The sequence below is a fragment of the Micromonospora sp. NPDC051006 genome, from assembly GCF_044456245.1.
Taxonomy (GTDB): Bacteria; Actinomycetota; Actinomycetes; order Mycobacteriales; family Micromonosporaceae; genus Micromonospora.
The window spans coordinates 84,343-109,909 of record NZ_JBITFP010000007.1; the positions used below are offsets into that span (position 1 = coordinate 84,343).

The 25,567-nt window shown below is 74.3% G+C and carries 29 protein-coding genes; 15 read left to right on the forward strand and 14 right to left on the reverse strand.

Going from position 1 to position 25,567, the window contains the following annotated elements; genetic code table 11:
- The first annotated feature begins 25 nt into the window (after nt 1-25).
- Both ACIBBA_RS14325 and ACIBBA_RS14330 read left to right on the forward strand, forming a co-directional pair.
- Nucleotides 26-481 (forward strand): peroxiredoxin, encoded by a 456-nt coding sequence (locus ACIBBA_RS14325; protein WP_396697202.1) that lies wholly within the window; start codon nt 26-28, stop codon nt 479-481.
- A 75-nt stretch (nt 482-556) separates the two neighbouring features.
- Entirely contained in the window at nt 557-1,252 is a 696-nt protein-coding gene (locus ACIBBA_RS14330) for a hypothetical protein (protein ID WP_396697204.1), read from the forward strand.
- Nucleotides 1,253-1,313: 61 nt separating this feature from the next.
- On the opposite strand, the gene ACIBBA_RS14335 is transcribed toward ACIBBA_RS14330, so the two are convergent.
- Nucleotides 1,314-1,772: a MarR family winged helix-turn-helix transcriptional regulator gene (locus ACIBBA_RS14335; RefSeq protein WP_396697206.1), complete on the reverse strand. Its 459-nt coding sequence runs from the start codon at nt 1,770-1,772 to the stop codon at nt 1,314-1,316.
- Between the two features lie 96 nt (nt 1,773-1,868).
- On the opposite strand from ACIBBA_RS14335, the gene ACIBBA_RS14340 reads away from it, so the two are divergent.
- The gene (locus ACIBBA_RS14340; RefSeq protein ID WP_396697208.1) at nt 1,869-2,327 is read left to right on the forward strand and encodes a MarR family winged helix-turn-helix transcriptional regulator; all 459 of its coding nucleotides are present in this window, start codon (nt 1,869-1,871) and stop codon (nt 2,325-2,327) included.
- 78 nt (nt 2,328-2,405) lie between these two features.
- Here ACIBBA_RS14340 and ACIBBA_RS14345 read toward each other — a convergent pair whose 3' ends face one another.
- The 3 genes from ACIBBA_RS14345 to ACIBBA_RS14355 are packed head-to-tail and all read right to left on the reverse strand — an operon-like array spanning nt 2,406 to nt 5,930.
- Entirely contained in the window at nt 2,406-3,443 is a 1,038-nt protein-coding gene (locus ACIBBA_RS14345) for a nitronate monooxygenase (protein WP_396697210.1), read from the reverse strand.
- Nucleotides 3,444-3,499: 56 nt separating this feature from the next.
- Nucleotides 3,500-4,498, reverse strand: a complete 999-nt coding sequence (cydB, locus tag ACIBBA_RS14350; protein ID WP_350874423.1) for a cytochrome d ubiquinol oxidase subunit II — start codon at nt 4,496-4,498, stop codon at nt 3,500-3,502.
- Between the two features lie 16 nt (nt 4,499-4,514).
- Complete coding sequence (locus tag ACIBBA_RS14355) at nt 4,515-5,930, reverse strand: cytochrome ubiquinol oxidase subunit I (protein WP_396697479.1); 1,416 nt, start codon at nt 5,928-5,930, stop codon at nt 4,515-4,517.
- 239 nt (nt 5,931-6,169) lie between these two features.
- Here ACIBBA_RS14355 and ACIBBA_RS14360 point away from each other — a divergent pair, with 239 nt between their 5' ends.
- The 6 genes from ACIBBA_RS14360 to ACIBBA_RS14385 all read left to right on the forward strand — a co-directional run bounded on the left by ACIBBA_RS14360 (nt 6,170) and on the right by ACIBBA_RS14385 (nt 11,670).
- On the forward strand, nt 6,170-6,946 hold the full coding sequence (locus tag ACIBBA_RS14360) for a lysophospholipid acyltransferase family protein (protein ID WP_350874421.1): 777 nt from the start codon (nt 6,170-6,172) through the stop codon (nt 6,944-6,946).
- A 41-nt stretch (nt 6,947-6,987) separates the two neighbouring features.
- Nucleotides 6,988-7,572 carry a TetR/AcrR family transcriptional regulator gene (locus ACIBBA_RS14365; protein ID WP_396697213.1) on the forward strand — a complete coding sequence of 195 codons (585 nt, stop codon included), beginning with the start codon at nt 6,988-6,990 and terminating at the stop codon, nt 7,570-7,572.
- A gap of 51 nt (nt 7,573-7,623) precedes the next feature.
- The gene (locus ACIBBA_RS14370; RefSeq protein WP_396697215.1) at nt 7,624-8,583 is read left to right on the forward strand and encodes an SDR family NAD(P)-dependent oxidoreductase; all 960 of its coding nucleotides are present in this window, start codon (nt 7,624-7,626) and stop codon (nt 8,581-8,583) included.
- A gap of 107 nt (nt 8,584-8,690) precedes the next feature.
- Nucleotides 8,691-9,458, forward strand: a complete 768-nt coding sequence (locus ACIBBA_RS14375) for a glycerophosphodiester phosphodiesterase (protein WP_396697217.1) — start codon at nt 8,691-8,693, stop codon at nt 9,456-9,458.
- A 15-nt stretch (nt 9,459-9,473) separates the two neighbouring features.
- Nucleotides 9,474-10,862, forward strand: coding sequence for an MFS transporter (locus ACIBBA_RS14380; protein WP_350874415.1), 1,389 nt, complete (start codon nt 9,474-9,476; stop codon nt 10,860-10,862).
- 91 nt (nt 10,863-10,953) lie between these two features.
- Nucleotides 10,954-11,670 carry a thymidine kinase gene (locus ACIBBA_RS14385; RefSeq protein WP_350874414.1) on the forward strand — a complete coding sequence of 239 codons (717 nt, stop codon included), beginning with the start codon at nt 10,954-10,956 and terminating at the stop codon, nt 11,668-11,670.
- On the opposite strand, the gene ACIBBA_RS14390 is transcribed toward ACIBBA_RS14385, so the two are convergent.
- Together ACIBBA_RS14390 and ACIBBA_RS14395 are read right to left on the reverse strand one after the other, a co-directional pair.
- On the reverse strand, nt 11,637-12,791 hold the full coding sequence (locus tag ACIBBA_RS14390; protein WP_396697219.1) for a low temperature requirement protein A: 1,155 nt from the start codon (nt 12,789-12,791) through the stop codon (nt 11,637-11,639). The genes ACIBBA_RS14385 and ACIBBA_RS14390 overlap by 34 nt on opposite strands.
- Nucleotides 12,792-12,859: 68 nt before the next feature.
- Nucleotides 12,860-13,318, reverse strand: a complete 459-nt coding sequence (locus ACIBBA_RS14395) for a hypothetical protein (protein ID WP_396697221.1) — start codon at nt 13,316-13,318, stop codon at nt 12,860-12,862.
- 117 nt (nt 13,319-13,435) lie between these two features.
- On the opposite strand from ACIBBA_RS14395, the gene ACIBBA_RS14400 reads away from it, so the two are divergent.
- The 3 genes from ACIBBA_RS14400 to ACIBBA_RS14410 are packed head-to-tail and all read left to right on the forward strand — an operon-like array spanning nt 13,436 to nt 16,755.
- A complete protein-coding gene (locus tag ACIBBA_RS14400) occupies nt 13,436-15,139 on the forward strand; it encodes an acyl-CoA dehydrogenase family protein (RefSeq protein WP_396697223.1) in 1,704 nt (567 codons plus the stop codon).
- Between the two features lie 33 nt (nt 15,140-15,172).
- Nucleotides 15,173-16,348, forward strand: coding sequence for a hypothetical protein (locus ACIBBA_RS14405; RefSeq protein WP_396697225.1), 1,176 nt, complete (start codon nt 15,173-15,175; stop codon nt 16,346-16,348).
- Between the two features lie 35 nt (nt 16,349-16,383).
- Nucleotides 16,384-16,755 (forward strand): VOC family protein, encoded by a 372-nt coding sequence (locus ACIBBA_RS14410; protein WP_396697227.1) that lies wholly within the window; start codon nt 16,384-16,386, stop codon nt 16,753-16,755.
- A gap of 72 nt (nt 16,756-16,827) precedes the next feature.
- Here ACIBBA_RS14410 and ACIBBA_RS14415 read toward each other — a convergent pair whose 3' ends face one another.
- Nucleotides 16,828-17,826, reverse strand: coding sequence for a tyrosine-type recombinase/integrase (locus tag ACIBBA_RS14415; protein WP_396697229.1), 999 nt, complete (start codon nt 17,824-17,826; stop codon nt 16,828-16,830).
- A gap of 87 nt (nt 17,827-17,913) precedes the next feature.
- Here ACIBBA_RS14415 and ACIBBA_RS14420 point away from each other — a divergent pair, with 87 nt between their 5' ends.
- Nucleotides 17,914-18,927: a helix-turn-helix transcriptional regulator gene (locus ACIBBA_RS14420; RefSeq protein WP_396697231.1), complete on the forward strand. Its 1,014-nt coding sequence runs from the start codon at nt 17,914-17,916 to the stop codon at nt 18,925-18,927.
- Nucleotides 18,928-18,933: 6 nt separating this feature from the next.
- Here ACIBBA_RS14420 and ACIBBA_RS14425 read toward each other — a convergent pair whose 3' ends face one another.
- The gene (locus ACIBBA_RS14425; protein ID WP_396697233.1) at nt 18,934-19,821 is read right to left on the reverse strand and encodes a dihydrodipicolinate synthase family protein; all 888 of its coding nucleotides are present in this window, start codon (nt 19,819-19,821) and stop codon (nt 18,934-18,936) included.
- A 71-nt stretch (nt 19,822-19,892) separates the two neighbouring features.
- On the opposite strand from ACIBBA_RS14425, the gene ACIBBA_RS14430 reads away from it, so the two are divergent.
- Nucleotides 19,893-20,792: a LysR family transcriptional regulator gene (locus tag ACIBBA_RS14430; protein ID WP_396697235.1), complete on the forward strand. Its 900-nt coding sequence runs from the start codon at nt 19,893-19,895 to the stop codon at nt 20,790-20,792.
- Between the two features lie 79 nt (nt 20,793-20,871).
- Here the strand turns inward: ACIBBA_RS14430 and ACIBBA_RS14435 are convergent, their stop codons facing one another.
- The 6 genes from ACIBBA_RS14435 to ACIBBA_RS14460 form a co-directional block, all read right to left on the reverse strand.
- Nucleotides 20,872-21,297, reverse strand: coding sequence for an Hsp20/alpha crystallin family protein (locus ACIBBA_RS14435; RefSeq protein ID WP_357058548.1), 426 nt, complete (start codon nt 21,295-21,297; stop codon nt 20,872-20,874).
- A gap of 103 nt (nt 21,298-21,400) precedes the next feature.
- On the reverse strand, nt 21,401-21,895 hold the full coding sequence (locus tag ACIBBA_RS14440; protein ID WP_396697237.1) for a GNAT family N-acetyltransferase: 495 nt from the start codon (nt 21,893-21,895) through the stop codon (nt 21,401-21,403).
- Nucleotides 21,896-22,079: 184 nt separating this feature from the next.
- Nucleotides 22,080-22,502, reverse strand: coding sequence for a DUF6069 family protein (locus ACIBBA_RS14445; RefSeq protein WP_396697238.1), 423 nt, complete (start codon nt 22,500-22,502; stop codon nt 22,080-22,082).
- A gap of 76 nt (nt 22,503-22,578) precedes the next feature.
- Nucleotides 22,579-23,052 (reverse strand): MarR family winged helix-turn-helix transcriptional regulator, encoded by a 474-nt coding sequence (locus tag ACIBBA_RS14450; protein ID WP_396697239.1) that lies wholly within the window; start codon nt 23,050-23,052, stop codon nt 22,579-22,581.
- A gap of 57 nt (nt 23,053-23,109) precedes the next feature.
- Complete coding sequence (locus ACIBBA_RS14455; RefSeq protein ID WP_396697241.1) at nt 23,110-23,625, reverse strand: DUF2087 domain-containing protein; 516 nt, start codon at nt 23,623-23,625, stop codon at nt 23,110-23,112.
- Between the two features lie 82 nt (nt 23,626-23,707).
- A complete protein-coding gene (locus ACIBBA_RS14460; RefSeq protein ID WP_396697243.1) occupies nt 23,708-24,205 on the reverse strand; it encodes a MarR family winged helix-turn-helix transcriptional regulator in 498 nt (165 codons plus the stop codon).
- Between the two features lie 68 nt (nt 24,206-24,273).
- Here ACIBBA_RS14460 and ACIBBA_RS14465 point away from each other — a divergent pair, with 68 nt between their 5' ends.
- Nucleotides 24,274-25,512: an MFS transporter gene (locus tag ACIBBA_RS14465; protein ID WP_396697245.1), complete on the forward strand. Its 1,239-nt coding sequence runs from the start codon at nt 24,274-24,276 to the stop codon at nt 25,510-25,512.
- The last annotated feature ends 55 nt before the right edge of the window (nt 25,513-25,567 follow it).

The window sequence follows — 25,567 nt, forward strand, 5'->3', positions numbered from 1 at the left end:
GTCGGTGTCGAGGTGGAGGTGCGCGGTGGTGGATGTCGGGGACGTGGTGGAGGATTTCGCGCTGCCGGACCAGACCGGGGCGGTGCGGCGGTTGTCGGAGCTGCTCGCCGCGGGGCCGGTGGTGCTCTTCTTCTATCCGGCGGCGATGACCCGGGGGTGCACGGCGGAGAGCTGCCACTTCCGGGACCTGGCCGCGGAGTTCGCGGCGCTGGGCGCGCAGCGGGTGGGGATCAGCCGCGACCCGGTGGCGAAGCAGGCGGAGTTCGCCCAATTGCACGGCTTCGACTATCCGCTGCTGTCCGACCCGGACAGTGCGGTGGCGGACCAGTTCGGGGTGCGGCGGCGGCTGCCGTTGGGGCCGTTGAGCACCAAGCGGATGACCTTCGTGATCGGCCAGGACCGGCGGGTGATCGAGGTGGTCCACAGTGAGCTCAGCATGACCGGGCACGCGGACCGTGCGTTGCGGGCGCTGGGCGGCTGAGCCCCCCGATCGGGTGGTGTCGCAGCTGGCTGGTATCAAAGCAGGAATCAAACAGGTGTACGGAAGAGGTTGCAGATGAGTGCCGCGGGCCAGGGGTTGTCCGAAGACGACGTGCGCAGCTTCCGGGAGGCGTTGGCGGCGGGCCGTAAGCCGAAGGTGGTGTTCACCGCCGCGGCCGGGCAGATCGCCGGGCAGGTCGGTCAGGTGGTGGAGCTGACCGATCCGACGGCGTCGGACGAGTTCGTGGTGGTCCGGTTCGGTCGTGACGAGTTGCCGTTCTCCCCCGCCGACGTGGCGGTGGCGCCGCGCGGCGCGGGGCGTAAGCCGGTCGAGGCGCCGGCGGAGCCGCCGGCCGAGGAGGCGCCGGCGGTGGCGGAGCCGGAGTTCGTCTTGGACCGGGTGCCGGCGCAGCGCTCGGAGCGGCGAGAGGAGCCGAAGGTGGAAACGGTGGAGGCGACGAAGCCGGCGCGCCGGCCGGTGAAGGCGGCGAAGCCGAAGGGACCGGCCGGGTTGACGGTGACCCTGGCCTACGCCGACGGCGAGTGGACGGTGGCGGCGCAGCAGGGCAGCAAGGCCCTCGCTAAGCCGTACGTGGTGAAGCCGGCTGAAGCGCTGCGCATGGTGGCGCTGGTCGACGTGCCCGGGGTGCACGAGGCGGTCGAGCAGATCCTGGCCGCCGAGCGGGCCGAGGCGGAACAGCAGGCCGAGAAGCTGCGCGCCGAGCTGGCCGAGATCGAGGCCCGGCTGGCGGAGCTGCGCGAGGCCGGCTGAGAGTCGCCGACGGCGGGGCGGCGGCGCTGGCGCCGTACGCCCCGCCGTCGTTTTCCGCCGGTCAGTGCCGCTGCCGGTGGTGCGCGAGGAGTTTGCCGAGCAGGCGGGTGAGCTGGTCGCGTTCGGTGGGCGTGAGCGGGGCGAGCAGGGTGTCCTGGACGCCGGCGAGGGCCTTCTCCATCCGCCGCAGCTCGCGGTGCCCGGCGGGCGTGAGGGTGATGACGTTCCGCCGTCGGTCCGCGGGGTCGGGCGCCCGCACGACGAGGTTCTTCGCGGCGAGTTCGTTGAGGGTGGCCACCACGTCGCTGCGGTCGATGCCGCCACGTCGGCCGAGGTCGGCCTGGCTGGCGGGGCCGAGTTCCTCGAGCGCGGCGAGGATCCGGTAGTGGTAGCCGCGGGCACCGATGTTGGCGAAACCGTCGCTGACCAGTCGGCCGGCGTGGGCGGCGCTCTGGCTGAGCAGCCAGCTCGGGGTGGTGAGCAGCCGGGTGAGGCTCTCCTGCTCGCCGGTGTGGTCCATGCCGCAAGCCTAACCCAATCGTTGGTGTGACCCACGAATCCTGCTATGTTGGCGATACCAACGTTGGCCCTTCCAACGAATGCGGCGAGGAGTGTCATGACCACCTTGAACGGCCAGATCATCGGCCTGGCCCACTACGCCACCCGGAGCCTGCTGGAGCGGGAACTGGCCGGGCTCGGCCTCACCTTCCAGCAGTCGCTCGCGCTGAACGCGGTCGCCGCCGAGGACGGGGCCGTCGAACCGGCGCACCTCGTGCAGCGGATGACCGGCGCTTTGAAGATCGACGCATCGGCGGTGCTGGCGGTGGTCGGTGACCTGACCGACGCCGGTCTGCTGGGCAGAGCGCCCGCCGGCGGCTCCGGCCTGGCGCTCACCGACCCCGGCCGCGCGGTCCAGCGCCGCGTCGCCGAGGCCGTCACCGCCATCACCACCCGGCTGTACGGCGACATCCCCGCCGACGACCTGGCCGTTGCCGGACGCGTCCTCACCCTGGTGCGGCAGCGGGCCGACGCCGAGCTCGCCCTGGCCGCCGGCGGAGCAACGCCGGCGGTGTGACGCGCGGGTGGACGCGTCGGTCCGAGCCCCCGGCCGACGACGCGCCCACCGGCGCTCGTCGCGATCGCGGCCGCCGCGTCAGAGCGTCGCGGTGAGCCGCTCGACGACCGCGGCGGCCGATCCGGTCCCGGCGTGGCGGTAGCCGGTGCCGGCCCACAGGTGCAGCCGGTCCGGATGCCCGGCCGCAGCGGCAGCCGCTCGCAGCGGCCGGGTCAGGTGGTGCAGCTCCGGGTAGCCGAGCGGCGCGACCGGCTCGTAGCGGTCGATGAAGGCGTTGCGCAGCCCGCGTGCGGGCCGGCCGGTGAAGGCCCGGGTCGGCACCGTGCCGGTCCGCGCCGGATCGGCCAGCGCGGCGCGGTGGGTGTCGCTGGCCCCGCTCTCGTCGGTGCGCAGCAGCAGGGTGCCCACCGCCACCGCGCTCGCGCCGGCGGCGAGCAGGTCGCGCACGTCGGCGGGGCCGGCGACGCCGCCGGTCGCCAGCACGGGCAGTCCCGTGGCCCCGGCGACGTCGCGTACCAGCGCCCGGGTCGTCACCGGCGCGGCAGGCCGGCCCGGGGTGTGGGTGCCGCTGTGGCCGCCGGCCTCGGTGCCCTGGGCGATCAGCCCGTCGACGCCGAGGTCCCGGGCGGCGAGCGCCTCGGGCACCGAGGTCACCGTGACCAGCACCCGGGAGCCGGCCCGGCGCAGCGCGGCGAGCGCCGCCGGGTCGGGCAGCCCGAAGGTGAAGCTGACCACCGGCACGGGCTGGCGCACCAGCAGGTCGATCTTCTCGGGCCACTGGTCGTCGTCGTGCACCAGCGGAGCGTCGGTCAGGTCCAGGCCGTAGGGCTCGCCCTCGACGGCGATCTGGCGGGCGTAGCGGCGGAAGCCGGCCTCGTCGATCTCACGCGGGCCGGGGACGAAGAGATTCACTCCGCACTCGGTGCCGGTGGCCGCCAGGGCGGTCAGGTCGGCGGCGACCGCCTCGGGGGTCCGGTAGCCGGCGGCGAGGAAGCCGAAGCCGCCCGCCCCGGTGACGGCCCGTACCAGGGCGGGGGTGGTGGCACCGCCGGCCATCGGCGCGGCGACGAACGGTGTCGCGGCGCCGAGCAGCGGGGTCCACGGCGCACCGGTCACCGCCTCACCTTACGACGCACCGGGCCCACCGCGCGGACGCGGCGGGCCCGGCCCGGTCAGTGCCGGGGAATGTGCACCACCCCGATGCGCTTGCGGAACACCCAGTACGTCCAGCCCTGGTAGGCCAGCACGACCGGGGTGAACACCACGGCCACCCAGGTCATGATCTTCAGGGTGTAGGGGGTGGAGGCGGCGTTGGTGGCGGTCAGCGTGCCGGCCGCGTCCAGGGTGGAGGGCAGCACGTTCGGAAAGAGCGCGGCGAACAGGGTCGCCACGGCCAGGCCGATCGCCACGGCGGTGCCGGTGAACGCCCAGCCCTCCCGGCGTACCCGGGCGGCGGCGAGACCGCCGAGCAGCGCGAGCGCCGCGCCGACCGCGAGCACGACGGCGGCGGTGCTGGAGCGGATGTCCAGCGTCCAGGTCAGGAACGCCACGGCGAGGACTGCGGCGACCACGCCGACGCGCACCGCGAGCGCGCCGGCGCGTTCGCGGATCTCACCGACGGTCTTCAGCGCGACGAACACCGCGCCGTGGGTCAGGAAGAGCGCCGCGGTGGTCGCGCCGCCGAGCAGGGCGTACGGGTTGAGCAGGTCGAACAGCCCGCCGACGTACTCGTGCTCGGCGTTGAGCGGCACCCCGCGCAGGATGTTGGCGAACGCCACCCCCCACAGCACCGCCGGCACCAACGAGCCGAAGAAGATCGCCGCGTCCCAGCGCCGCTTCCAGGACGGCTCGGGGCGCTTGTGCCGGTACTCGAAGGCCACGCCGCGGGCGATCAGGGCCAACAGGATCAGCAGCAGCGGCAGGTAGAAGCCGGAGAAGAGGGTGGCGTACCACTCGGGGAACGCGGCGAACATGGCGCCGCCGGCGGTGATCAGCCAGACCTCGTTGCCGTCCCAGACCGGGCCGATGGTGTTGATCAGGACGCGGCGTTCCCGGTCGTCGCGGCCGAGCACGGGCAGCAGCATGCCGACGCCGAAGTCGAAGCCCTCCAGGATGAAGTAGCCGGTGAAGAGCACGGCGATGAGCAGGAACCAGATGGTGGTGAGGTCCACGGTGCGCTCCCCGGGGTCAGTAGGCGAAGGCGAGCGGGCGCTCGGCGTCGTCGTGGCTGTCGTCGATCTCGGGCTCCGGGGTCAGGTCGGGTACGCCGGCCTTGGCGTAGCGGACCAGCAGCTTGAACTCGATCACGGCGAGGGTGGCGTAGATCAGGGTGAACGCGGTGAACGAGGTGAGCACCTCGGCCAGCGACACGCTGCGGGAGACGCCGTTGCGGGTGAGCATCTCGCCGAAGACGATCCACGGCTGGCGGCCCATCTCGGTGAAGATCCAGCCGAAGGAGTTGGCCAGCAGCGGGAGCACGGGCATGGCCAGGCCGGCACGCAGCAGCCAGCGGCTGCTCGGGGTGCGGCCCTTGCGGTGGGTCCAGAGCACCAGCAGGGCGATCGCGGCGGCGGCCAGCCCGAAGGCGATCATGAAGCGGAAGCTCCAGTAGGTGACCGGGATGATCGGGGCGTAGTTGCCGGGGCCGTACTGGCTGGCGTACTGGGCCTGCAGGTCGTTGATGCCGTGCACGGTGCCGTTGATGTCGCCGGTGCCGAGGTAGGACAGCAGGTAGGGGATCTTGATGGAGAAGATCTCGCGGGAGCCGTCGAGGCTGCCGACGGTGAGCACCGAGAACGAGGCGGGGCTCTCGGTGCCGTAGAGGCCCTCGGCGGCGGCCATCTTCATCGGCTGCACCTGGGTCATGATCTTGCCCTGGATGTCACCGGTGATCAGCACGCCGGCGGCGGCGACCAGGGTGACCCAGGAGCCGAACTTCGCGGCGAAGCGGTAGGTCGGGGCCTCGGCCGGGTCGCGGTGGCGGATCAGGTGCCACAGGGCGACCGAGACGAGCAGCGAGCCGGCCACCAGGAAAGCCCCGGCGATGGTGTGCGGGAAGGTGACCAGGGCGACCTTGTTGGTGAGCACCGCGACGAAGTCGGTCAGCTCGGCGCGGCCGGTGTCCGGGTTGATCCGGTAGCCCACCGGGTTCTGCATGAAGGAGTTCGCGGCGAGGATGAAGTACGCGCTGAGGTTGGTGCCGATCGCCGCGGCCCAGATGCTGGCCAGGTGCGCCCGCTTGGGCAGCCGGTCCCAGCCGAAGATCCACAGTCCGATGAAGGTGGACTCGAGGAAGAAGGCGACCAGTGCCTCGATGGCCAGGGGCGCGCCGAAGATGTCGCCGACGAAGCGGGAGTAGTCGCTCCAGTTCATTCCGAACTGGAACTCCTGCACGATGCCGGTGACCACCCCCATCGCGAAGTTGATCAGGAAGAGCTTGCCGTAGAACTTGGTGAGCTTGAGGTAGCGCTCGTTGCCGGTGCGGTGCCACATCGTCTGGAGGATGGCGACCAGCACGGAGAGGCCGATGGTCAACGGCACGAAGAGGAAGTGGTAGACGGTGGTGACACCGAACTGCCAGCGGGCGACGTCCAACGCGTCCACCTGGAACCCCCAGCTATTCATACTACGGGACGTAGTAAATACTACTGCTCGTCGTAGAAGAATCGGCAGGGGCGGGGGGCCCGAATCGCCCCGGGACCAATGACCCTGATCACCCCGGGCCGCGCGGCCCGCCGGGCGGGCACCGCACGCCCGGCTCTGGCCTGCGGCGGGGCTGCCGAGAGGGAAAGAATCGCCCTCACCGCCGCGAGGCCGGCAGCGCGTGCGACCATTCAGCGCTGATGGACACCGCCCACACCACCTGGCAGCCCCCGGCGATCTGGCGCGCCGCCCAACTGCTCGCTCGCGGCGTCGTCGCCGCCGTGGCCCGGCTCGAGGTCAGCGGGGAGGTGCCCGAGGCGCTGCGCCGGGGGCCGCTGATCCTCGCCGCCAACCACATCAGCCCGTTCGACCCGGTGGTGCTCACCGCGGCCTGCCGGAGTCGGGGCGTCGCCCCCCGGATCATGGCCACCGCCGGGCTCTTCCGCGCCCCGGTGATCGGAGCCGCGATGCGCCACGCCGGGCACATCCGCGTCGACCGGGGCACCGCCGCCGTCGGCCAGGCCCTCGACGACGCCGCCTCGGCCGTCGCCGCCGGCTCGGTGATCCTGGTCTACCCGGAGGGCCGCATCGGCCTGGACCCCGGGATGTGGCCCGAGCGGGGCAAGACCGGTGCCGCCCGGCTCGCCTTCTCCTGCGGCGCCCCGGTGATCCCGGTGGCCCAGTGGGGCTCGCACGAGGTGCTGCCGTACCGGGCGCCGAAGGGGCTACTGCGCGGACTCGCCCGCGCACTGGTGCGCCGCCCGGTGATCCGGGTGCACTTCGGTGACCCGATCGACCTCAGCAGCCTGGCCCCCGGCACGCCCGGCGCGGCCCGCCGGGCCACCGACCGGATCATCGACCGAATCACCGACGCGCTGGTCCCGCTGCGTCCGGATGAACCCGAGCGCCCCCGGCACGTCGACCCCGGTCGCCCCGCGGACACCAGCCGAAAGCACCGCCGCCGCCCGCCGGCCTGACGCGTTAGACAATATTCGGAAAGTTGTCTAGGCTGTCTAGCGTGAGCAACGCGGACGTGGAGTACGACGACCCGAAGCGCGCCGCCGTCCTCGACGCGGCGGTGGGCGTGTTCGGGCGTTACGGATTCCAGAAAACGTCGATGGAGTTGGTCGCCAAGGCCGCCGGCATCTCCCGGCCCGGTCTCTACCTGCTCTTCGCCAACAAGGAGCAGCTCTATCGCGCCACCATGCAGGGCGTCATGGAGCGCGCCCAGCAGGGCATGGAGGCACGCTTCGCCGACGGGACGCTGAGCTTCGAGGAGCGGATCGTCGCGGGGCTCGACGCGCTGATGGGCCAGTACATCGACACCCAGCTGGCCCGGGACCTCAACGAGCTGCTGGAGAACAGCGAGCCCCAGCTCGGCTCGATGTTCCACGACTACCAGGAGCGGGCCCGGGCGACGCTCAGCGCCCACATCGACGCCCTCGCCCCGCCCGGCCTGCTCGACGCTGAGCTGCGTGCCGACGACGTGATGGACGTGCTCTTCGCCGCCGCGCTGACCTGGAAGTCGACCTCGGCCACCCGCGACGAGTTCCGCGACCGGATCCGCCGCGCCCTCGGACTGATCCGCCGCGCCGCGGCCTGACACCCGCCGACCCACCCCTTCCCACCATCCCTGCACCCCGGGAGTTCCGAAATGTCACGCTTTACCACCCCTTACTCCGCACAGTCGCCAGCCGCCGACGTGATCGCCGACGTGGACCTCACCGGTAAGCGGGCCGTGGTCACCGGCGGCGCGTCCGGCATCGGCCTGGAGACCGCCCGCGCGCTGGCCGACGCCGGCGCCGAGGTGACGCTGGCCGTACGCGACACCGCCGCCGGCGAGCGCGCCGCGGCCAACATCACCGCGGGCACGAGCCGCGGCACGGTCCACGTCGCCCGCCTCGACCTGGCCGACCGCGGCTCCATCGACGCCTTCGTCGCCGGCTGGATGGGTCCGCTGCACATCCTCGTCAACAACGCCGGGGTCATGGCCCTGCCGGAGGTGAGCAGGACCGTCGAGGGCTGGGAGCGGCAGTTCGCCATCAACCACCTCGGTCACGCCGCGCTGACCCTGGGTCTGCACGACGCGCTCGCCGCCGCGCGGGGCGCCCGGATCGTCGTCGTCAGCTCCTCGGCCCACCAGCAGTCCCCGGTCGTCTTCGACGACATCCACTTCACCGACCGGCCGTACGAGGCCTGGTCGGCCTACGGGCAGTCGAAGACCGCGAGCATCCTGTTCACCGTCGCCCTGGCCAGCCGGTGGGCCGCCGACGGCATCACCGTCAACGCCCTGCACCCCGGCGGCATCATGACCAACCTGCAGCGGCACCTCGACGACGCGCAGCTGCGGTACGTCGGCGCGGTGGACGAGCAGGGCAACCGCCTGGCGGTGCCGCCGGGCTGGAAGACCCCGCAGCAGGGCGCCGCCACCTCCGTCCTGCTCGCCGCCTCCCCGCACGTCGACGGCGTGACCGGCCGCTACTTCGAGGACGGCAACGAGGCCGTGCTGCTCACCGAGCGGGCCGACGGGATGAGCGGCGTGCTCCCGTACGCCCTGGACGAGAAGGACGCCGAGCGCCTCTGGGAGGAGACGCTCCGGCTCCTGGGGCGCTGACCCCGGCCGGTCCCCGTGCGGCGCCCGGCGTGCGGGGACCAACACCGGCTCTGAACAGTCGTCGGCCGGCCACCCGACGGCCACCGGCACCGGGCATACTGCGCTGCGTGCTGACCGGTCATCCCTACCTGGACGCGCCCGCGCCGCTCGCCTTCGCCCACCGCGGCGGCGCCGCCGACGGCGACGAGAACACCGCCGAGGCGTTCGCCCGCGCGGTCGCGCTCGGCTACCGGTACGTGGAGACCGACGTGCACGCCACCGCCGACGGGGTGAGCGTCGTCTTCCACGACGCCACCCTGCGCCGGGTCACCGGCGAGCCCGGCCGCATCGCCGATCTGCGCTGGGCCGACCTCGCCGCGGTACGCGTCGGCGGCGCCGCCGTGGTACCCCGCCTCGACGAGGTCCTGGGCGCGTGGCCCGAGGTGCGGTTCAACATCGACGTGAAGTCCGACCCCGGCGTCGAGCCGACCGTGGCCACCGTGGCCCGCGTCGGCGCGGGCGGCCGGGTGCTGCTCGCCTCGTTCAGCGACGCCCGGCTGGCCCGGCTGCGGGCGCTCACCGAGGGGCGGGTCGCCACCTCGCTGGGCATGCGCGGGGTGGCCCGGCTGCGGATGGCCTCGCTGACCGGCAGCCGGCTGCGGCTGCCGCCGTCCGTGGTGGCCGCCCAGGTCCCGGTCCGCTACGGCCGGGTGCCGGTCGTCGACAGCCGGTTCCTGCGCTACGCCCACTCACTCGGCCTACAGGTGCACGTCTGGACGATCGACGAACCCGCCGAAATGCACGACTTACTTGATCGTGGTGTGGATGGCATCATGACCGATCACGTCGGCGTGCTGCGCGACGTCTACCGCAGCCGCGGCCACTGGGCCGCCTGACCCGGCGAGGAACCGATGGCCGAGACCGTGACCTCCACGGCGAGCACTCCACCCCCGGCGAGCACCCGCCGCGAACGCACCGGCTGGTACATCTACGACTGGGCGAACTCGGCCTTCCAGACCACGGTCATCACCGTCTTCCTCGGACCGTTCCTCACCACCGTCGCCGAACTCGCCGCCGGCTGCGAACTCGGCGCGGACAGCTGCGACGGCTACGTGCACCCGCTCGGCATCCGGGTCGCCGCCGGCTCGTACTACCCGTACCTGATCTCCCTGTCGGTGTTCCTCACCGTCTTCGTACTGCCGGTGATCGGCGCCATCGCCGACCGGTCGGCGCACAAGAAGCGGCTGCTGGCCGGCGCGGCGTTCACCGGCAGCGGCGCGACCATCGCGATGGCCTTCGTCACCGGTGACCGCTACCTGCTCGGCGGGGCGCTCTTCCTGATCGCCAACATCAGCTTCGGCGCGGCGATCGTGGTCTACAACTCGTTCCTGCCGCAGCTCGGCGGCCCCGACGAACGCGACGGCATCTCCAGCCGCGGCTGGGCGCTGGGCTACCTCGGCGGCGGCCTGCTGCTCGCGCTCAACCTGGTCGCGGTCACCCTGTTCAGCGAGGAGGGCAACCCGCAGCGCACCCTCGACCTGGCCCGCTGGTCGATCGTCTCCGCGGGCGTGTGGTGGGCGCTGTTCACCCTGGTGCCGCTGCGCTGGCTGCGCGAGCGTCCCAGCGAGGCGGCGCTGACCGGCGGCGGCAACGTGCTCACCGACGGCTTCCGGCAGCTCGGCCGCACCCTGCGCCAGATCAAGGCGTACCCGCTGACGCTCTTCTTCCTGCTCGCCTTCCTGGTCTACAACGACGGCATCCAGACCGTCATCACCCTGGCCAGCCAGTACGGCACCGAAGAGCTGAAGCTGGAGCAGAGCACCCTGATCGTCACCATCCTGCTGGTGCAGTTCCTCGCCTTCGGCGGCGCGCTGTCGCTCGGCGCGCTCGCCAAGCGCATCGGAGCCTGGAAGACGGTGCTGCTCAGCCTGGTGCTCTGGACCGGTGTGATCATCGCCGCGTTCCGGCTGCCCGCCGAGGCGCCGCTGCCGTTCATGATCCTCGGTGCCGCCATCGGCCTGGTCCTCGGCGGCAGCCAGGCGCTGAGCCGGTCGCTGTTCAGCCAGCTGATCCCGACCGGCAAGGAAGGCGAGTACTACGGCTTCTACGAGATCAGCGACAAGGGCACCAGCTGGCTCGGGCCGCTGGCGTTCGGCCTGGTCTTCCAGCTCACCGCGTCCTACCGGGTGGGCCTGGTCTCGCTGCTGATCTTCTTCGTGGTCGGCTTCCTGCTGCTGCTGGCGGTGCCGATGCGCCGGGCCATCGTCGCGGCCGGCAACACCCCGCCCCGGGTGCTCTGACCCCGGTCGGGGGGGGGGGGGGGGCGCCGGGGCCGGCCCCCCCCCCCCCCCGACCGGATCCGGGGCTGTCGATGGGCTAGGCTGCCCGACCGTGACCGACGACGCCGCTGCCGCACCGACCTGCCTGGCCCGCCCCCTCGCCGGGCCGGACGACTCCCCCACCGGGTGCGCCGCGTCGCGCGGGCTGGACGGACGGCCGCTGCACGCCGCCGCGCTGAAGTTCTTCTGGGGGCCGATGGACTGCGGGAAGTCCACGATGGCGCTGCAGATGAACTACAACCACGCCCGGCAGGGACGCCGGGGTCTGGTCACCACCCGCATCGACCGGTCGCTGGGACCGCAGGTCACCACCCGCATCGGCCTGGCGCACACCGCCATCGAGGTCACCGACGACCTCGACCTGCGGGCGCTGGTGCGCGGCCGGTGGGCCGAGGGGGTACGCGTCGACTACCTGATCTGCGACGAGGCCAGCTTCTACACCGTCGAGCACGTCGAGCAGATGGCCGAACTGGTGGACAGCTACGACGTCGACGTCTACGCCTTCGGGCTGGCCACCGACTTCCGCTCCTGCCTCTTCCCTGCCGTGCAGCGGCTGTTCGAACTGGCCGACGAGGTGGCCCGCATCCAGGTCGAGGTGCTCTGCTGGTGCGGCCGGGAAGGGCTGCTCAACGCCCGGGTGGTCGAGGGGCGGGTGGCCCGCGAGGGCGAACAGGTGGTGATCGGCGACACCGTGGACAGCGCCGACGTGCGCTACCAGGTGCTGTGCCGGCGGCATTACCGCAGCGGCGACCTCGGCCCGCGCCGCTGAGGCGACCACCGCCCCGGTAGCCGGTCGGCCACGATCACGCCGACCGTCACCAGCAGCGCCACCCCCGCAGCCGCCGCGAGCGGCACCCGCAGCGCCGCCGCCACCGCCGAGAACGCCAGCAGCAGCAGCGCCCCCGCACCCCGGCTGGCCCACCCGGGCTGCCCGAGCACCGCCTGGTAGGCGGCGTGCCCGGCGAGGAAGAGCGCCGGGCCGCCCAGCACCACCAGCGCCCTGGCCACATCGGCCCGCTCGCCCGGGCCGCTGAGCAGCCGCTCGTCGCCGACCGCGGTGACCACGATCCCGGCGACCAGCAGCGGGTGCAGGTAGTTGAAGGCCAGCCGCCCCAACCGCCCGGTCCGCTCGCCCGCGCCGGCCAGCACCGCCACCCCGGCCGGCGCCGACCGGTCGAAGTACACCCACCACAGGGCCACCGAGCCCGCGAAGGCGAGCAGGAACGCCGCGATCGTCACCCGGTCCAGCCGCTGCGTGAGGGTGCCGCCGGTGACCAGGATCGACTCGCCCAGCGCGATGAGGATGAACGCCTGGCAGCGCTCGGCCAGGTGCCCGCCCTCCACCTCCCAGTGCTCCGGTCGGGCGCGGCCCAGACCCGGCACCGGGAACCCGGTCGCCAGCCCGAGCACGTCGATGACGATCACCGCGGTCCAGATCAGCTCCCGTGCCGGCACGTCCACCAGGCCGCCGGTGACCGCCAGCGCGCCGGTGCCGGTCATCCAGACGGCGGACTTGCGGAAGCCGTCACTGAGCCGGGCCTGACCGCGTACCGCCCACAGGGCGAACACCGTGCGTCCCACCTGCACGACGGCGTAGGTCGCGGCGAAGAGCAGGCCGCTGCCGGCGAACGCGGCCGGCAGCGCCGCGGAGAGCAACAGGCTGCCCAACGCCACCCCGAGCAGCATGGCCCGTACCGGCGTGCGGTCCGGCTGCAGCCAGTTGCCCACCCAGACGGTGTAGATCCAGACCAGCCAGACCAGGCCCAGCAACACCCCGGCCCGGGCGACGCCCCGCCAGTCCAGGTGGTCGCTCAGGTAGTGCGCCAGCTGGGTGATCGTGAAGATGTAAACCAGGTCGAAGAAGAGCTCGATGGAGGTCGTCCGCTCCACCCCGTGGCGCTGGCGCAGCAGCTCCGGGTGGACCGGCCCGCCGCCCGGCTCACCGCTCGCCGCGCCGCTCAGAGCGGGTCACCGCAGACCCGCCACTGGCCGTCCTCGAGCACCACCGGCAGCTTGCGTTCCTCGGTCGCGCCGCTGTCGCGGGTCAGCTCGAGGGTCACCGTGCCCCGGGGACGCCCGCCGCGGGTCGACACCGACACGTCCGTGATCTCGTAGTCGCGAACCATCGGCGGGGTCCGCATCCAACTGGTGAACCCGATCTCGCTCCACCGGCCGCGGGCGTCCGCGCAGAGCCGCTCGTAGGCCCCGTCGGTGTCGCCGGCGGTCACCGAGCGCATGAACTCGTCGGTGGTCTCCCGCACCGGCCCGGCGGCCTGCGTGACCAACTGCAGGTTCCACACGCCCAGGCCGGACACACCGACGCAGCACAACGCCACACCGATCCCGGTGAACGCCAGCCCGGTGCGCATCGGGCGGTGCCGCCGGGCCGGCCGGCTCCACGACTGCCCAGCCCCCACGATTCGACGGTAGAGAAACCCGCCCCTCCGCGGGCGGCAAACCGGCTCTGTCGCCGGTACGACCGGATCGTCTACCGTCGGGCGCACCACCCCCCGAGCACCGCCAGGAGCGAGACCATGACCCGCTACGTGCAGCCGGTACCCGCCCCCGCCGACCCGTACGCCGGTGACCCGCTGCTGCGCTCGTGGCTGGAGCGGCAGCTCGGCGCCGCCGGGCACGCCGCCGCCAAGGGGCGGCTGGGCGATTTGGCCGCCGACGTGGTGGGGCCGCTGCGCGCGGCGCACGCCGACGCCGAGGCGCACCCGCCCACGCTGGTCCGCTACGACCCGTGGGGGGCCCGGGTCGACCGGATCGACACCTCGGCCGGCTGGCAGGCGCAGCGCGTCGCCGCCGCTCGGCACGCCGTGGTCGCCCTGCCCTACCTGGAGTCGGCGCGCGGCACCTGGGGTGCCGCCGCCCGGGTCGTGCAGCACGCCCTGCTGCACCTGTACGGCCCGGAGTCGGCCACCTTCTCCTGCCCGGTGGCGATGGCCGACGGGGCGGCGGCGCTGCTCAGCCTCCCCGAGGTCGACCCGGGCGTGCGCGACGCCTGGCTGCCCCGACTGATCTCCACCGACCCCGCCACGGCGATCACCAGCGGGCAGTGGATGACCGAGTCGACGGGCGGCTCCGACGTGGCCCGCTCCACCACCACCGGCCGCCCCGCCGCGGACGGCTCGTGGCGGCTGACCGGCGAGAAGTGGTTCTGCTCGGCCGCCGACGCGGTGATGGCGGTCGCGTTGGCCCGGCCGGAGGGCGCCGGGCGGGGCAGCCGGGTGCTCGCCCCGTTCCTGGTGCCCCGCTACGCCGCCGACTCGCCCCTCGCGGGCGGCGCCGCCCCGGACACGCCCGCGCCCGGCGTCACCGTGCACCGGCTCAAGGACAAGCTCGGCACCCGGGCGCTGCCCACCGCCGAGATCGGGCTGCGCGACGCGTACGCGCTGCCGCTGGGTGACCCGGCGCGGCCCGGCCTGGTCCGGGCGATGACCCTGGTGGTGGTGACCCGGGTGCACAACGCCGCCGCGGCCGCCGGCGGGATGCGCCGCGGGCTGGCCTACGCCCGGGCCTACGCCTCGGCGCGGCACGTCGCCGGCGGAGCGCTCGCCACCTCCCCGCTGCACCGGGCCACCCTCGGCACGCTCGCCGTCGACGCCGCCGGCGCGTTCGTGCTGGCCGGGCACGCCTTCGCGCTGCTCGGCCGGGTCGAGGTGGGCGCCGACCCGGATGCCGCCGCCGAGCTGCGCATCGTGGCGCCGCTGGCCAAGCTGGCCACCGGCCGGCTCGCGGTCAGCTCCGCCAGCGAGTACGTGGAGAGCTTCGGCGGCGCGGGCTACGTGGAGGACACCGGCGTGCCCCGGCTGCTGCGCGACGCCCAGGTGCTGCCGATCTGGGAGGGCACCACCAACGTGCTCGCCCTGGACGTGCTGCGCGCGGTCAGCCGCGAGGATGCCGGTGAGCCGTTGCTGCGCCGGCTGGCCGTCGCGGCCGAGCTGGCCCGGCCGCTCTCCCCCGCGCTGGCCGACACGCTGGCCGCCGTCACCGCCGAACTGCGCGACACCCTCGCCGGGATCACCGCCGACCCGCAGTCCGTCGCGCTGCTCGCCGGCGCGCGCGGGCTGGCCCTGCGCCTGGCGCACGCGCTGACCGCCGCGCTGCTGGTCGAGCACGCGGCGTGGGGCGACGAGCAGGCGGAGCTGGCCGCCCGGCTGTGGACCCGGCGCTGGCTGCGGCACGAGGACATCGCCGAGGACGCCCACCACCACCTGGACCTGCTCGGCTGAACATCCGGCGAAGAGCCGAGGCGGGCGGGGCCGGTGCAGACGTTGATCGAGTTGGGGGCCGACCGGGGCGCCCCGGAGCTGGACGAGCCCAGGCCGCCGACGCCCCGCTGGGGGCGGGCGGTGGCGCTGCTGCTGATGTGCGCGCTGCTGGCCGCGGCCGCCCCGCCGGCCCGGTTGCCGGCGCTGACCGGGCCGGTGCTGCCGGAGCGGGCCGTGCTGGTCGGGGCGGGTCCGCTGCTGATGGTCGCCGATCCCGGCGTCGACCCGCCGACGCTGGCCGCGTACGACCCGATGGCGCCGCGGCGCACGGCGCGCTGGCGGGTGGACGTTCCGCCGGCTGCCGGCTGGTCCGCCGAGGCCAGCGGCGACCTGCTGCTGGTCACCGAGCGGGATCCGGTGCGGCAGGTGGTGGCCACCACCGCCCGTTCCGCGCGCACCGGCGAGCCGCGCTGGCGCCGCCCCGACCGGGTCTACGCCGCCGGCGACGGCGCGGTCGCGGTGACCGAGGTGCGCAGCGTCGCCGACCCGGGGCGCCGGATCGAGGGCGTCGTGCACGGTGTCGACCTGGCCACCGGGGCGACCCGCTGGTCGGTGTCGGTGCCGTCCACCGCCGTGCTGATCGCGTTGCCCGGCCCGCCCGGGCGGGTGCTGGTGCTGCGCGACGACGGCCTTGCCCGGTTGTACGACGTCCGGGACGGCACGGTGCGCGGCGTGGGACGACTACCCGCGGCGGACTACGCGCCGGACAACCCGCAGGTGATCGGGGAGCACCTGGTGCTGCGCCACCCGGTCCCGGGCGGCGACGAGCTGCTCGGATACGACCTGCCCGCGCTGTCGGTGCGCTGGCGGGTGCCGGCCCCCGGCGGTGAGGTGACGATCCGGGGCTGCCAGGGTCTGCTCTGCGGCGCGGACCGGCGGGACCGGTGGGCGCTCGACCCGCTGACCGGGGAACGGGTGTGGACGTGGCCGGGCGGGGCGGCCTGGCGCGCCGTCCCGGGCGCGCGCGGCGGCGGGCCGCAGCTGCTGCTGCGCGGGGAGCGGGACGGCCAGCGCGACCTGGTCGCCGTCGCGGGCCGGGTCGCACCTCGGGTGACCGGGGTGCTGCCCGGCGGCACCCGGGACTGCCGTGCCGTCGCCGCCGCGCTGGCCTGCCGGGACAGCGCCGGACGGCTCACCGTGTGGCCGACGCCGGCCGCCGGGCGTACCTGACAGTGGGTGGCAGGTACCGGGGCCAGACTGCCGGCATGACAGTCAACGCCGACCTCGCCATGGTCAACCTGGACAGCTCCGACCCGGCCGCGCACGCCGCCTTCTACCAGCGGGTGCTCGGCTGGGAGGTCACCCACAGCCAGCCCGAGTACGCGATGCTCACCGGCGGTGGGGTGTCGATCGGCTTCGGCCTGGTCGACGGCTGGCAGCCACCGTCCTGGCCGGACCCGGCCGGCGGGAAGCGCTACCACCTCGACCTCTACGTCGACGACCTCGCCCGGGCCGAGAAGGAGTTCGTCGCCGCGGGCGCGGCGAAGCCGGAGTTCCAGCCCGGCGGCGAGCGGTGGGTGGTGCTCACCGACCCGCTCGGCCAGCCGTTCTGCATCTGCCCCCGACCGCAGGGCTGAGCGCGGCCCGGGCCGGCCGTACGGGGCTGCGGCCGGCCCGGCGCCGACCGTACGGCCGTGGTGTGACGACGCTCAGCCGCGCCGGCGGGAGCGGGCCGCCCAGATGACGTACGCCGGGTCCCGGTCGAGGTTGTGCCGGTCCCGGTCGTAGCGGCGGGTGGTGCGCGGGTCGGCGTGCCCCATCGCGTCCTGCACGTCCTCCAGCGGCACCCCTTCGGCGCGGGCCGTGGTGGCGAACGCGTGCCGCAGCGAGTGTGGGGAGAGCTTCTCCCAGGCCGGGATGCCGGCCGTCCGGGCCAGCCGGCGCACCAGGCGGAACACCGAGTGCCGGTCCAGCCGGGCGCCGGTCGTGGTGACCAGCAGCGCGCCGGTCAGATCGGGCACCGGCACGCCCTGGGCGGCGGCGCGCTGCGCGAGGTAGGCGTCCACCGCGTAGGCGGTGCCGGGGGTGAGCGCCCGGCGGCGCGGCTTGCCGCCCTTGCCGACGAAGCGCACGCTGCGGTGTCCCCGCTCGGCGCCGAGGTCGCTCACGTCGAGGGAGACCAGCTCCCCGACCCGGAGGCCGAGGTCGGCCAGGAGCGCGATGGCGGCCCGGTTGCGGGCCGCGGTGGACCCGTTCTCCGCCTCCGCGGCGGCCAGCAGCGCGTCGACCTGGTCGGGGGTGAGCCCGACGGTGGCCGAGTGGTCCCGGTCGACGCGGGGCCGGTCCGCGCCGGCGACCGGGTTGGCGTCGACCGCCCGCAGCTTGACCAGGAAGTCGTACCAGCTGGACAGCGCGGAGAGCTTGCGGGCCACGGTGGCCGGGGTGAGCGGCCGTCCGGTGCGCGCGCCGACGGTGGACTCCAGGGCGCGGGCGTACTCGTTGACGTGCAGGAAACTGACCCGCAGCGGGTCCAGCTCCTGACCGGCGCACCAGGCGAGCCACCCGGCGATGTCCCGCCGGTACGCGTCACGGGTGTGCGCCGACAGCCGCCGGTTGCGCAGCCACGCCTCGGTGAAGTCCACCGGGGCGTCGGGCAGCGCGGGGCCGGTCGACGGGCGGGCCAGCACCGGGGCGTCGGGGAAAACCATGTGAAAAAGGTTCTCAGCTCCGGGTGCGGAACGGGGTGAGGCGCGCCCGACGACGATCAGGTCGGGCCGGCCGGTTACCGTCGGTCGGTGCGCGCCAGTCGGCTGGTTTCCCTACTGCTGCTCCTGCAGAACCGCGGCCGGATGACCGCCCAGGAGCTCGCGGCGCAGCTGGAGGTGTCGGTCCGCACGGTCTACCGCGACGTCGAGGCGCTCGGCGAGGCCGGCGTGCCGGTCTACGCCGAGCGCGGCCCGACCGGCGGCTACCGGCTCGTCGACGGCTACCGCACCCGGCTGACCGGGTTGACCGCCGGAGAGGCCGAGGCGATCTTCCTGGCCGGCGTCCCGGGCCCGGCCGGTGAGCTGGGGCTCGGTTCGCTGCTGAGCACCGCCGAGCTGAAGTTGCGGGCCGCGCTGCCGGCCGAGCTGGCCGACCGGGGCGGGCGGATCCGGCAGCGCTTCCACCTGGACGCGCCGACCTGGTTCCGCGAGCCGGAGCCCACCCCCCACCTGGCCGCGCTCGCCGAGGCGGTCTGGGCGGATCGGCAGGTGCGGGTGCGTTACCGCCGGTCGCGGGGGCCCCGCGAGGTGACCCGCACCCTCGCGCCGCTGGGTCTGGTGCTCAAGGCCGGGCGCTGGTACCTGGTGGCCGCGGTCGACGGCCAGGTGCGCACCTACCGGGTCGGAGCGGTCCTGGAGCTGACCGTGCTGGACGAGCCGGTCGACCGGCCGGACGGGTTCGACCTGGTCAGCTGCTGGCAGGAGCACGCCGAAGGCTACGAGCGCGGCGTCTACCGAGCCGAGGCCCGGGTGCGGATGAGCGTGGCGGCGCTGGAGCTGATGGCGTACGTCTTCCCGCCGGCGATGAGCCGGGCGGCCCGGGCGGCGGCCGGTGAGCCGGACGCCGACGGCTGGCTGCTCACCACGGTGCCGATCGAGTCGATCAAGCACGGTCACATCGAGCTGCTCAAGCTCGGCGCCGAGGTGCAGGTGCTCGCTCCCGCCGAGCTGTGTGAGCGGTTCACCGCCACCGCGCACCGACTCGCCGCGCTCTACCCGGCCCCCGTCGCGGTCGACCCGGTGGCGGACGAGGGGCCTGGCTGACCCCGGTCAGCTCCGCGCGCCGACCGGGGCGCCGACGCCGGCGAGGCGGGCCAGCGCCGCCTCGACCGTCGCGTCGTCGGGTGCCAGCAGCGGCAGCCGTACCGTGGCGGTCGGGATCCGGCCCTCGGCGTGCAGGACGGCCTTGACCACGGTGGGGTTGGGCGCGGCGAAGAGCGCGGCCGACAGCGCGGAGAGCCGGTGGCCGAGCGCCCGGGCCCGCCCCGCGTCGCCTGCCCGCCAGGCGTCGACCAGCTCCACAAAACCGGCGGTGGCGAGGTGCGCGGAGGCGAGGACGCCGCCGTGCGCGCCGAGCGCCAACAGCGGCGAGATGACCACGTCGTCGCCGCCGAGCACCGCGAAGTTGGCCGGCGGCTCGGCCAGCAGGTCGACGGCATCGGTGTCGAGCGCCCCGACGGCGAGCTTGACGCCGATCACGCCGGGCAGTTCGGCGAGGCGTCGCAGGGTGTCGGGGCGGAGCTGCTGGCCGGTGCGGTACGGCACGTGGTAGACGACCAGCGGGACCGGGCTGGCCGCGGCGAGCGCCGCGAAGTGCGCCACCACCCCGGCTTCGCCGGGGCGGACGAAGGGCGGCACCAGGCTGAGCGCGGCGGCCACCTCGGGGCGCCCGCCCAGGGCCGTCACCGCCGCCGGGGTGTTCGCGCCGACCAGCAGGGGTGCCTGGCGCTCCCGGCAGACCCGGGTGAGCGTGTCGAGCACGGCCCGCTGTTCCGCCGGGTCCAGCGAGGCCGGCTCGGCGGTGGTGCCGAGCGCGACCAGGCCCGCCGCGCCGGCGTCCAGCACCTGGTGTGCGAGAGCTTCCAGCGCGGCGTGGGCGACCGCGCCGGCGGCGTCGAACGGGGTGATCAGCGGTACGTACACACCGGAGAGCGTCATGACCTCAGCGTCCGACACCAGGACCGGTAAGGTCCAGTTCACATTCCTTGGCAGATGCGTAAGCTGAACTGATGCTCGACGTGCGCCGGCTGCGCCTGCTCTGCGACCTGTCCCGCCTCGGCACCATCGCCGCCGTCGCGCAGGCGCACACCTACACCCCGTCGGCGGTCTCCCAACAGCTCGCGGCGTTGGAGCGGGAGGCCGGGGTGCCGCTGCTGGAACGCACCGGCCGCCGGGTCACCTTCACCGCTGCGGGGCGGGTGCTCGTCACGCACGCCGAGGCGGTCCTCGCCGCGCTGGAGCAGACCACCGCCGCGCTCGCCGCCGTCGCCACCGGGCTGACCGGTCCGCTGCGCATCGGCGCCTTCCCGACCGCGGTCCGCACGCTGCTGCCGGCGACCCTGGTCGCGCTGGGTCGCCAGCACCCGGGCCTGGAGCTGACCGTCACCGAACTGGACCCGGTCGCCGTCCCGGCGGCGCTGCGCGAGCGGCGGCTCGACGTCGGGCTGCTGCAGGACTACGACGTGGCGCCGGCCGAGGCTGACCCGACGCTGGACGCGGTGCCGCTGCTCGACGAGACGGTCTTCCTCGCCATGCCCGCTGCCACACCGGTCGGCGACGATGCCGACCCGCTACCGGCGACGCGAAACGCGGGCTGGGTCATGGCCAGCCCGGGCACCCTCTGCCACACGGTCACGCTGCACGTCTGTCGCAGCGCGGGCTTCGCGCCCCGGGTGCGCCACCAGGCCGACGACTTCGCCACCGTGCTCGCGCTGGTCGCGGCCGGGCAGGGCGTCTCGCTGGTGCCGCAGCTCGCCGCCGCGGACCCACCCGGCGGAGTCCGGCTGCTGCCGCTGCCGACCCGGCGGCGCACCCGGGTCGCCTACCGCAGGGGCGCCGCCGCCCATCCGGCCGTGGCTGCCTTCGTCACCGCCATCCGAACGGCGACCGACGAGTTCCTGGCCCGCTGACCGGCGGGAGTCCCTGGCGCGCTGACCGGGAAGCGCGGTCGGGACGACCCGGTCCGGCCGCCCCGACCGCGCCCGCCGGTCAGGCGTTGATCTGCTTGCGGCCGTTGCCGTTGCGGGTGATCGGCACCCGCCTCGGCTTCGCCCGCTCCGCCACCGGAATCCGCAGCGTCAGCACACCGTTCTCGTAGCCGGCCTCGAGGTTGTCGGCGTCCAGCGTGTCGCCCAGGAAGACCTGTCGGGTGAAGGTCCCCATCGGACGCTCGGCGGCGACGAGCTCGACATCGTCGCCGGTGGGCCGGCGCCGCTCCGCCCGGACGGTGAGCACGTTGCGCTCTACCGTGCAGTCGATGCTCTCCGGGTCGACGCCCGGCAGGTCGAACGCCGCGTAGAAGTGGTCGCCGTCGCGGTAGGCGTCCAGATGCATGACCGCCGGACGGGTGGTGGTGCCGAAGAACTGCTCGGCGAGGCGGTCGATCTCACGGAACGGGTCGGTACGCATCAGCATTGTTCTGCCTCCTCGGTTCTCCTGGCCGAAGGTGTCGGGTTGAGTCTGGGAGACTCAAGTTCTATCTCTGTATTTAGCGCGTCCGGCCGTCGTCGTCAACCGCTCAGAGCAACTTCTCGAACCAGTGCTCGGCGTACTCGTCCCGGGAGAACGCTGGGATCTCCACATAGCCGTGCCGGGCGTAGAGCGCCCGGGCCTCGACCAGGTCGCTGCGGGTGTCCAGCCGGATCCGGTCGGCGCCGGCGGCCCGGGCCCGCGCCTCGGCCGCGGCGAGCAGGGCCGCGCCGCCGCCGCGTCCGCGTCGCTGCGGGCGGACGTAGACCCGGGTCAGCTCGGCCCAGCCGGGCCGGAACCGCAGCCCGGCGCAGCCGGCCAGACTCCCCTCGTGCCGGGCCACCAGGAAGATCCCGGTCGGGGCGACCAGATCGTCGCTGGGAAACTCGGCCATCGCGGCCTCGACCTCGCCCACTCGCAGTGGGCGGCGGTAGTAGCGCGCCACGATCTCCTCGTAGTACTCCCACAGCATGGTCGCGGCGTCGGCTTGGTCGGGCCGGGCCGGGTCCACCACCCAGGCCGCCTGGAAACCTGTCGTCGTCACCCGCCGATCGTCACCCACCGGTCAACGGAGTTTCGGCACCGACCGGTGTGGGCGGTCGGCCCCGGCTCGGCCATGGTCGGTGGGTTGCCGGTGGCGGGGTCGAGCCGGCGCGCCGCCGGCCCATCCACCGTGGGCCGGCGGCGCGCGCGGCAGTTGGTCGAATGCGCACCAGGGGGCGGTGAGGTCAGCGGCGGGTTGGCAGAAGGGGAATCAGCGCGGCGGCCACCGCGAGGTGCATCGCACCGAGCGTGAGCTTCGCGCCGCCGGTGGCCTCGGTGCCGAAGACCGGAGCCAGCGAGATCACCGCCACCACGACAGCCAGCACGGTCCAGACGACGGCTGCCCGCCGGGTGAGGCGTTCCAGGACGGCGAGCGCCGCCCAACCGAGCAGGGCCGCGGCCAGGGAGGCGGTGACGACCGCGCCGGGCCCGATCACCCGGGCGGGCTGCTCCGGGTACTCGACGGTGAAGTCGACCCCGGCCAGCTCTCCGACGGCCCAGATCAGGACGCAGGCCAGCACGGCGGTGGCCACGCCGGCGGCGCGCCGCCGCAGCGACGAGGTGGTGGTGGGGGTGGACGTGCTCGCGGGCGGTGCGGTCGCGCTCATGGCGGCTCCTCGGTCGGCAGCAACGAACAACTGCGACCGTAACAGATAGTCTTGCGCGGGACTATCTTCCTCGGAACTATTGGACGGGGTTCGCCGGCCCGCACCCCGGAGCGCCGGCGAAGCGGCCCGTCACCAGGGTGCCGAGGGCGCGCAGCAGGGCTTCCCGGTCGCCGTCGGGCAGAACGGCGAGCACGTCGTCCTGGATGCGTCGGGCGATCTCCCTGGCCTGCTCCAGGACCCGCTCCCCCTCCGGGGTGACGGCGACCAGGCGGGCCCGCCGGTCGGTCGGCGAGAGTCGGCGCTGCGCGAGGCCCGCGGCCTCCAACTGGTCCAGGGTCACCACCATGGTGGTCTTGTCCACTCCGCACAGATCGCCGATCTGCCGCTGGGTGAGCTCGCCGCCCCGCGCCTGCCGCAGCACGCAGTGCGCCCGAGGGGAGATGTTCAGCTCGGCCAGGGCCGCGGCCTGCTCGACCATCAGCGCGTGGCTCGCCCAGGAGAGCAGGAGAAGCAGGTCCGGCGTCTTGTCGCCGGCCGAACGGGAGGTCATGCCAGGGAGGCTAACAAGATGGTCCTGGTCGGGATCGTCTCCTCCCGGACCGGCGGCTCACGGCCGCCGGTAGACACCCCGCTCCCGGGTCAACAGCTGCTCGTCCACCAGGTACCGGCGCAGCGTGACGTGGTCGGACCCGCCGGCCACGCACCAGGGGCGCAACGCGTCGTCCACCGCCCGTTCGGGATACGACGTGGCCGGCTCGAACGACCGGACCGCGATGTGCTCCAGCAGGATCCGCCGCCGCCCCCGTTGCGCAGGCAGGCCGACCAGCACCCCGTCGCGCAGGAACGTCCGCAGCACCGCATCCCCCGGCTGCTGCACCGGCCGCTCCGGCCGCGGGGTGCGGGCCAGCTCGCGCAGTCGCCCGGCGTCCACCGCCAGCGTGCCGTCGGCGCCGGTGACCAGGCCGACGTCGGTGAGCCTCCGGACGGCGGTCACCACCTCGCGGGCCGGCAACTCGGCTCGGGTCGCGACCTGTGCCACGTCCGTCGCGCCGAGCACGATCGCGGCGAAGACCCGCCGCCGTCCGTCCTCGGCGAGCGAACCGGCCAGCGCTTGTGTGCTCATGGCGTCACCCTGCCAGCGTCGGCGCGCGCGGCGCCAGGCGATTTCACCGGCGCCCGCGGACGGAACGCGGGTCGCTCGCCGGTCAGTCCTGCGGCTGCTCGGCGACGAGCAGGACGCGGCGCAGCAGGTCGGACAGGAGTCGTCGCTCGTCCGGGTCGAGCGCGCCCAGCAGCCGGTGCTCCTCGGTGCCCCGGGCCTCCATCGCGGCGCGCCAGGCCGCGCGACCGGCCTCGGTGAGCGCCACGTCGACCCGTCGCCGGTCCGTCGTGGACGGGATCCGCTCGACGAATCCCCGCCGCACCAACGTGTCGACCCGGGCGGTGACCGAAGCCGGTGCGATGCCGAGGTCGGCGGCGATGTCGCTGGGGGCGGCGCGGCCTCCTCGGCCGGCCAGTGCGTGCAGGGTGTCGTACTCGTGCGCCGGCAGGTCCACGTCGGCCAGCGCCCGTTCCTTGACGGTGCGCAGGTGACGTGTCAGGCGGCCCATCCGGGTCACCGCGCCTTCGACGTCCGGGTCGAGGTCGGGCAGCACCGGCAGCCAACGCTGCACGTGCCGATCGGTGTAGTCCGCGCTGGTCACCGGGCCATGGTACTACGACACCGAATTATTCGTTGCCGAAACTTTCGATGTCGAAGTATCTTCTGTCCATGAGCCATCCCCTGCGCCTGCGCACCTTCCGGCTGCTCTTCCTCGGTCGTACCGTCTCCGCCGTGGGCGACGCGGTGGTCCCCGCCGCCCTGGTCCTCGCCGTGCTGCGCGCCACCGGCTCGACCGCCGCCATCGCCCTCGTCCTCGGGGCGGCGATGGTCCCCCGGCTGCTGCTGCTCCCGCTCGGCGGCGTGCTCGCCGACCGGTTCGACGCCCGCCGGGTGGCGATCCTGGCCGACCTGACCCGCTGCGTCACGCAACTCGCGGTCGGCCTCGAACTGCTCGGCGGTGACCCGTCGCTGACGTCGATCACCGTGGCCTCGGCGGTCGGCGGCGCAGCCGCCGCGTTCGCCCTGCCCACCGCGTCCCCGCTGGTCGCCGGAACCGTCGACCCCGCCCAGCGGCAGCAGGCCAACGCGCTGCTCGGGACCACCGCCAACGCCAGCCGCCTCGCCGGCCCGGCCCTGGCCGGCGCGCTCATCTGGGCCGCCGGTCCCGGCTGGGCCTTCGTCCTCGACGCCGGCTCGTTCGCGCTCAGCGCCGCCCTGCTCGCGGTCATCCGGGTGCGGCACGTGCCGCAGCCGGCGCGCCGGTCGCTCACCGCCGACCTCGTGCACGGCTGGCACGAGGTACGCGCCCGGAGCTGGTTCTGGAGCAGCCTGCTGGCGCACGGCGTGTGGAACGGCGCCGCGGCGGTGCTGATCACCCTCGGCCCGGCCGTCGCCGTGGACCGGCTCGGCGGCGAAGGCGTCTGGCTGCTGATGCTGCAGGCCGGGGCGGTCGGCATGCTCGCCGGTTCGATGCTCGCCGGTCGGCTCCGGCCCCGCCGGCCGGTGCTTCTGGCCAACCTCGGGCTGGCCGGATACGCCGCACCGCTGGTCCTGCTCGCCGTGGCCGCGCCCGCCCCGGCCGTCGTCCTCGCGTACGGCATCGCGCTGGCCGCCCTGGGCTACCTCAACCCGGTCTGGGAGACCGTGGTGCAGAGCCAGTTCCCGCCCCAGGTGCTGGCCCGGGTCACCTCGTACGACTGGCTGGTGTCGCTGGGGGCGACGCCGGTCGGCTACGCCCTCGCACCGCTCGCCGCGCGGGCCTGGGGCGATCCGGCTCCCCTGGCCGCCGCCGGCGTGCTGGTCCTGGTGGCCTGCGCCGGCACCGCCCTGGTGCCCGGCGTACGCCGGCTGGCCTGGCCGGCGCCGGCGACGCCGGAACCGACCGCGGCGACCGTCGCCACGCGGTGACGCGGTCCCCACAGCCCGTGGCCGATCCGTGACCCTCGACGGGGCCGACGGGGGC